General features: G+C 71.5%; 7 protein-coding genes. 5 read left to right on the top strand and 2 right to left on the bottom strand.

Features of this window, described 5'->3' with window-relative positions; translation table 11 throughout:
* The 5 genes from ACWD01_RS27725 to ACWD01_RS27705 form a co-directional block, all read left to right on the top strand.
* On the top strand, positions 1-1,373 hold a 1,373-nt coding region (locus tag ACWD01_RS27725; RefSeq protein ID WP_451165524.1), incomplete at its 5' end, for a cytochrome c oxidase subunit I.
* An 8-nt stretch (positions 1,374-1,381) separates the two neighbouring features.
* Complete coding sequence (locus ACWD01_RS27720) at positions 1,382-1,732, top strand: hypothetical protein (RefSeq protein ID WP_451165523.1); 351 nt, start codon at positions 1,382-1,384, stop codon at positions 1,730-1,732.
* 64 nt (positions 1,733-1,796) lie between these two features.
* Positions 1,797-2,678, top strand: a complete 882-nt coding sequence (locus ACWD01_RS27715) for an oxygenase MpaB family protein (protein ID WP_451165522.1) — start codon at positions 1,797-1,799, stop codon at positions 2,676-2,678.
* A gap of 141 nt (positions 2,679-2,819) precedes the next feature.
* A complete protein-coding gene (locus ACWD01_RS27710) occupies positions 2,820-3,644 on the top strand; it encodes a PP2C family protein-serine/threonine phosphatase (protein ID WP_451165521.1) in 825 nt (274 codons plus the stop codon).
* Positions 3,645-3,720: 76 nt separating this feature from the next.
* Positions 3,721-4,704 carry an MASE1 domain-containing protein gene (locus tag ACWD01_RS27705; protein ID WP_451165520.1) on the top strand — a complete coding sequence of 328 codons (984 nt, stop codon included), beginning with the start codon at positions 3,721-3,723 and terminating at the stop codon, positions 4,702-4,704.
* On the opposite strand, the gene ACWD01_RS27700 is transcribed toward ACWD01_RS27705, so the two are convergent.
* On the bottom strand, positions 4,698-5,219 hold the full coding sequence (locus ACWD01_RS27700) for a transglycosylase SLT domain-containing protein (protein ID WP_451165519.1): 522 nt from the start codon (positions 5,217-5,219) through the stop codon (positions 4,698-4,700). The genes ACWD01_RS27705 and ACWD01_RS27700 overlap by 7 nt on opposite strands.
* A gap of 328 nt (positions 5,220-5,547) precedes the next feature.
* Complete coding sequence (locus ACWD01_RS27695; protein ID WP_451165518.1) at positions 5,548-6,168, bottom strand: L-threonylcarbamoyladenylate synthase; 621 nt, start codon at positions 6,166-6,168, stop codon at positions 5,548-5,550.
* Between the last annotated feature and the right edge of the window lie 44 nt (positions 6,169-6,212).

Genomic DNA, 6,212 nt, shown 5'->3' with positions numbered 1-6,212 from the left:
ACTGGCTGTACCTCTTCGGCTCGCTGATCGCGGTGGCCGGCTTCCTCACCCCGCAGGGCGCCGCCGACTTCGGCTGGTTCGCCTACTCCCCGCTGAACGACGCCGCCCACTCACCGGGTGTCGGCGCCGACATGTGGATCATGGGGCTGGCCTTCTCCGGCTTCGGCACGATCCTCGGCTCGGTCAACTTCATCACCACGATCATCTGCATGCGCGCTCCCGGCATGACGATGTTCCGGATGCCGATCTTCACCTGGAACGTCCTGCTGACCGGTGTGCTGGTCCTGCTGGCCTTCCCGGTCCTGGCCGCCGCATTGCTCGCCCTGGAGGCGGACCGCAAGTTCGGCGCCCACGTCTTCGACCCTGCAAACGGCGGGCCGATCCTGTGGCAGCACCTCTTCTGGTTCTTCGGCCACCCGGAGGTCTACATCATCGCCCTGCCGTTCTTCGGCATCGTCACCGAGATCCTGCCGGTCTTCTCCCGCAAGCCCATCTTCGGTTACATCGGTCTGGTCGGTGCGACGATCGCGATCGCCGGTCTGTCCGTGACGGTGTGGGCGCACCACATGTTCGTCACGGGAGCGGTGCTGCTGCCGTTCTTCTCCTTCATGACGTTCCTCATCGCCGTGCCGACCGGCGTGAAGTTCTTCAACTGGATCGGCACGATGTGGAAGGGCTCCTTGTCCTTCGAGACGCCGATGCTCTGGTCCATCGGCTTCCTGGTGACGTTCCTGTTCGGCGGTCTGACCGGCATCATCCTGGCGTCGCCGCCGCTGGACTTCCACGTCTCGGACTCGTACTTCGTCGTCGCGCACTTCCACTACGTCGTCTTCGGCACCGTGGTGTTCGCGATGTTCGCCGGATTCCACTTCTGGTGGCCGAAGTTCACCGGCAAGATGCTGGACGAGCGGCTGGGCAAGATCACCTTCTGGACGCTGTTCGTCGGTTTCCACGGCACGTTCCTGGTGCAGCACTGGCTCGGTGCGGAAGGCATGCCGCGGCGGTACGCGGACTACCTCGCCGCCGACGGCTTCACCGCGCTGAACACCATCTCGACCATCAGCTCCTTCGTGCTGGGTCTGTCGATGCTGCCGTTCGTCTACAACGTGTGGAAGACGGCGAAGTACGGCAGGAAGCTCCTGACCGACGACCCGTGGGGCTACGGCCGTTCGCTCGAGTGGGCCACCTCCTGCCCGCCGCCGCGGCACAACTTCACGACACTGCCGCGCATCCGCAGCGAGTCGCCGTCGTTCGACCTGCACCACCCGGCCATCGCCACCCTGGACGAGGTCACGGACGCGGGACGGCGCGACGTCTACGAGCCGGGGCAGGGAGTCGCCCCGCCGCTCGGCGAGGACAGGGACGGCAGGTGAGGGGCCGGGTGCGGCAGCCGGAGGCGGAGGTCGCGGCGGGGATCGCCAAGCTGGAGGGCTACCTCCTCGCGCAGAGCCGGGTGCGGGAGGCGGCGCGGGAGGCCGAGGAGTTCGCCGCCCGGATGCCGTGGCTGACGGGCGCGCAGCGCGAGGAGGTCGTCCGCATCTACACCGAGGACCGCATCGCCCTGTCACGGCGTGTGCTGAAGGCCCTGGTCTCCCGGGCCAACGAGCTGCGGGCCGAGTACACCGCGCGCTACGAGGAGCTCCGGCGCCGGCTGCTGTGTGCGAGCGTCGCGGCGCTGCTCGGCGCGACGGCCCTGTGCGTGCTCGCGGGGCTGCTGGCCACCCACCGCTGACGCCGGGACCGGGACCTGGGCCGGGACCGGCGGGGTTCGCCGCGACGGGCGCGATACTTGAGGAATGAACAGCTCGGCGCACTCGATCCCCAGTGTGCGACGGCAGCTGGGCAGCAGGCTCTTCACCCGTGTCGCAGGCCCCTCGGGACCGGAGAACCGTGCCCGTATCCATGGCACCCCGGGCCCGCGCTGGTTCGGGCCCGACCGGCCGATCCGCACCGTGCACGGCGACGCCTCCATGTTCATCGGCGGGCTGAGCGCCCTGCTGCTGCAGTCGCTCCATCCGCTGGCCATGGCCGCCGTCGCCGCGCACTCCGGCTACCGGGGCGACCCGTGGGGGCGGCTCCAGCGCACCAGCACGTTCCTCGCGGTGACGACGTACGGGACGGCGGACGACGCCCGGGACGCGGTGGAGACGGTGCGCGCCGTGCACGCGCGCGTGACGGGCACGACGGAGTCGGGAGAGCCGTACCGCGCCTCTGACCCGCATCTGCTGGGCTGGGTGCACGTCGCGGAGGTCCACAGCTTCCTGTGCGCGCATCAGCGCTACGGGAAGCATCCGCTGGACGCGGCGGGCTGCGACGGGTACGTCGCCGACACGGCACGGGTCGCCGAGGCCCTCGGGGTGGCCGATCCGCCGCGCGACCGGGCCGGGCTGGCGGAGCGGCTGGACGCCTACCGTCCCGAGCTCCGCGCCTCGCGGGAGGCCCGGGAGGCCGCCCGCTTCATGCTCCGCCACCCGCCTCTGCCGTGGGCGGCCAGAGCGCCGTACGCGGTCCTGGCCGCGAACGCCGTCGCTCTGCTGCCGCCGTGGGCCAGGAAGCCGCTCGGACTGCCGTACGCGCCGGGGGTCGAGCGGCGCTGCGTGCAGCCGACCGGGACGGCGCTGACCGGTGCGATCCGGTGGGCGATGGTTCCCCCTCCCCCGCCCTCCGGGCAGTGCTGACGGCGGCCCGCGGTCACCTCGGGCAGCCCTCGTCCGGCGGAAATAGAATGGACGCGGGCTGCAGGGCCCAGCCGGGCCGGTCCGCCGTACGCCGCACGGGCACCGGGCCGGTCGACCTTCGGACGCGGTGCGGAGACGTCCATGAGCCGGCATCGCCCCGCCCGATCGGCGACCGCGGAGGAGATGCTGGCCACGCTCGGACGGCTCACCGACCGGGCGCGGCAGGGCGCCGAGCAGCACAAGGCCCGGGTCGAGCTGGCCGAGGCGCTGCAGCGTTCGATGCTGCCGGCGGAGCTGCCCACCGTGCCGGGCCTGCGGGTCGCCGCACGGTACGCCCCCGCCCGGAACGGTCTTGACATAGGCGGCGACTGGTACGACGCCTTCTTCCTCCCCGACGGCTCGCTGGCCCTGTCCATCGGTGACGTGCAGGGCCACGACGTGGAGGCCGCCGCCTTCATGGGGCAGGTCCGCATCGGGCTGCGCGCCGTCGCGATGGCCACCACCGACCCGGGCGAGGTGCTGCGCCGCGCCAACGAGCTGCTGCTCTCCGTCGACCACGGGCTCTTCGCGACATGCAGCTTCCTGCGCTACGACCCGGCGCTGCGCGAGCTGCGGAGCGCCCGCGCCGGTCATGTGCCGGCCGTGTGGGCGACGCCCGGCGGGGAGGGCGGGGTCGTCGAGGACGAGGCGGGCGTACCGCTCGGCATCCTGCCCGGCGAGGTGTATCCGGTGGCGACCCGGCGCCTGTCCGCGGGCGGCGCGTTCGTCCTGTTGACGGACGGCGTCGTGGAGGGGCCGTCGTATCCGATCGAGGCGGGGCTGGCTGCGGTGACCGGCATGGTCCGGTGCGCGGCCCGTGACGGCACGGCGGCACAGGAGCTGGCGGCGCGGGTGATGGGCACGGCGGCGCTGACCGATCACACCGATGACGCGGCGGTTCTCGTCCTGCTCCAGGACGCCGCGTAGCCGCCGGGGAAGTTCGCGGCCACCGGCCGCGCGTGTCACACGGGCGGGGCGGCGGGAACGCTGTGTGATGACATGCGTGGTCCGCAGCGAACGAGTCCGACGCCCCGCCGCAGCGCTGCTGCGTGTCCTCGCCGTCGCAGGCGCCTACTGGGTGGGCGGCCGGATCGGCCTCCTCCAGCAGGTGGTCGTGGACGGGGCGGTCGTCACACCGCTGTGGCCGCCCACGGGCATCTCCCTGGCCTGTCTGCTGTGGGCCGGGGCCGGGGTGTGGCCCGGGATCTCCCTGGGCGCGCTCCTCACCATGGCCACGATCGACACCCTCGACGCGGGCGCGCTCGGCATCCTGGCCGGCAACACGCTCGCCCCGCTGTCCGCGTATCTGCTGCTGCGGCGGATCGGCTTCCACACCGGTCTCGACCGGCTCAGGGACGGGCTGGCGCTGGTGTTCCTCGGCGCGCTGGCCGGGATGCTCGTGAGCGCGACGTTCGGCGCGGGGACCCTGGTGCTGAGCGGGTCGCTGCCGCCCGGCGAGTTCTGGGCGGTGTGGTCCGCGTGGTGGACCGGTGACGCGATGGGCGTTCTGGTGATCACGCCGCTGCTGCTGGTGCTGCGCCGCGCCCGGCTGCCGCGCGACACCCGGGCGTGGTGGTGGACGGAGGCGGTGGCGCTCTGCGTGGCCTCGGTGGCCGTGACGCTGGTGGCCACGCGGGCCGACCTGTCACTGCTCTTCCTGGTGTTCCCGGTGCTGATCTGGGCGGCTCTGCGGTTCCAGCTGCCCGGCACCGCGCCGTGCGCGCTGCTGATCTCGGTGATGGCGATCTCGGCGGCGACCGGCGGCTCCGGCGTGTTCGGCGACCGGACCATGCTGGAGGTCATGGTGATCCTCCAGGCGCTCAACGGGTGTGCGGCGCTGACCGGGCTGCTGCTGGCGGCGATCGTCGCGGAGCAGATCGCCGTCCGCCGCAAGATCGAGCTGGCCTGCTCGGCGCTCGCCGAGGTCGTGGACCAGCTCGCGCCGGGCGAGACGGCGCACCTGTGGCCGCCGGCGAGGGATCAGTAGGCGGAGTCGACGTTGTCGATGGAGCCGTACTTGTCGGCGGCGTAGTTCGCGGCCGCGGTGATGTTGGCGACCGGGTCGGTCAGGTCACGCGGGGTGCCCTCGACGTGGTAGGCGTCGAAGGTCGGCTGGATGACCTGGAGCAGCCCCTTGGACGGGGTGCCGTTCTGCGCGTTGACGTCCCAGTTGTTCTGGGCGTTCGGGTTGCCGCTGGACTCGCGCATGATGTTGCGGTGCAGGCCCTCGTAGCTGCCGGGGATGCCCTCGTCCTTCATGATCGCGAGTGCTTCCTTGATCCAGCCGTCGAGGTTGTCGGCGTAGACCTTCTTGCCCTTCTTCGGCTTGTCGGCCTTCTTCTCCGCCGCCACCTCGACCGCCGCGGCGGGGGCGGCGTGGGCGGGAGAGGGAGCGAGGGTCAGCGCCACTGCCGCGGCGCCCGCGGTGGCCAGGCCGGTGAGGGAGAGCTTGCGGAGGCGAGCGGTGCGGGCGGTGCGGGCGGTGCGAGTGAAGGCGGTCATACGGGGGAACTCCCAGGGGACGTCGGGGGCCGACCGGATGAGGTGCGGCGGCGGAGGGGGATGCCCCTCCTGACGTCAGCCATGGTTAAAGGCGGCGGGAGCACGGCGCAAGAATGTGACCTACTACCCGAATACCAAGAAATGCTCGAATGACTCCTCGATGGGCCCATCGTTCCGGTTCAGCAGGGCGCCGGCGTCCACTACCGGGCTTAGGACGTGACGTGGCCCCTATGCCCGGTGTCACAGCGAAGGGCCCGCCGGGCGGCGTCGTCGCACCGGCGGGACCGGGCGGCTTCCCGGCCCGGACCCGCCGCCCGGCGCGCCGCTGTCACTCGAAGCGCGAGGGGTCGCCCGCTCCGCGGCGCACGATCTCCGGTTCGCCGCCGGAGAAGTCGATGACCGTGGTCGGCTCGGTGCCGCAGTCGCCGGAGTCGACCACCGCGTCCACCACGTGGTCGAGCCGTTCCTTGATCTCCCAGCCCTGGGTCATCGGCTCCTCCTCGTCCGGCAGGAGCAGCGTGCTGGAGAGCAGCGGCTCGCCGAGCTCGGCGACCAGGGCCTGGGCGACGACGTGGTCGGGGATCCGGACGCCGACGGTCTTCTTCTTCGGGTGCAGCAGCTGGCGCGGCACCTCCTTCGTCGCGGGAAGGATGAAGGTGTAGCTGCCGGGCGTCGTCGCCTTGATCGCCCGGAACACGTCGTTGTCGATCTGCACGAACTGGCCCAGCTGTGCGAAGTTCTGACACACCAGCGTGAAGTGGTGGCGTTCGTCGAGATTGCGGATCGACCGGATCCGGGTGATGCCGTCACGGCTGCCCAGCCGGCATCCCAGCGCGAAGCAGGAGTCCGTCGGATAGGCCACGAGCGCGCCGGCTCTGATGCTTTCGGCCACACTGCTGATGGTGCGTCGCTGGGGGTTCTCGGGGTGCACATCGAAGTACTTCGCCATCCGCAGAGTCTAGGGCGTACGGGGCGCGCCGGAGCCGCGTGGGA

This window comes from Streptomyces sp. NPDC002835 (assembly GCF_053591995.1).
This window is presented reverse-complemented; position numbering and strand designations above follow the sequence as displayed.

Bases quoted from the DNA above. Each gene is read 5' to 3' on its own strand.
- ACWD01_RS27715 (WP_451165522.1), top strand. From the start codon at position 1,797: ATGAACAGCTCGGCGCACTCGATCCCCAGTGTGCGACGGCAGCTGGGC.
- ACWD01_RS27695 (WP_451165518.1), bottom strand. From the start codon at position 6,168: ATGGCGAAGTACTTCGATGTGCACCCCGAGAACCCCCAGCGACGCACC.
- ACWD01_RS27700 (WP_451165519.1), bottom strand. From the start codon at position 5,219: ATGACCGCCTTCACTCGCACCGCCCGCACCGCCCGCACCGCTCGCCTC.
- ACWD01_RS27710 (WP_451165521.1), top strand. From the start codon at position 2,820: ATGAGCCGGCATCGCCCCGCCCGATCGGCGACCGCGGAGGAGATGCTG.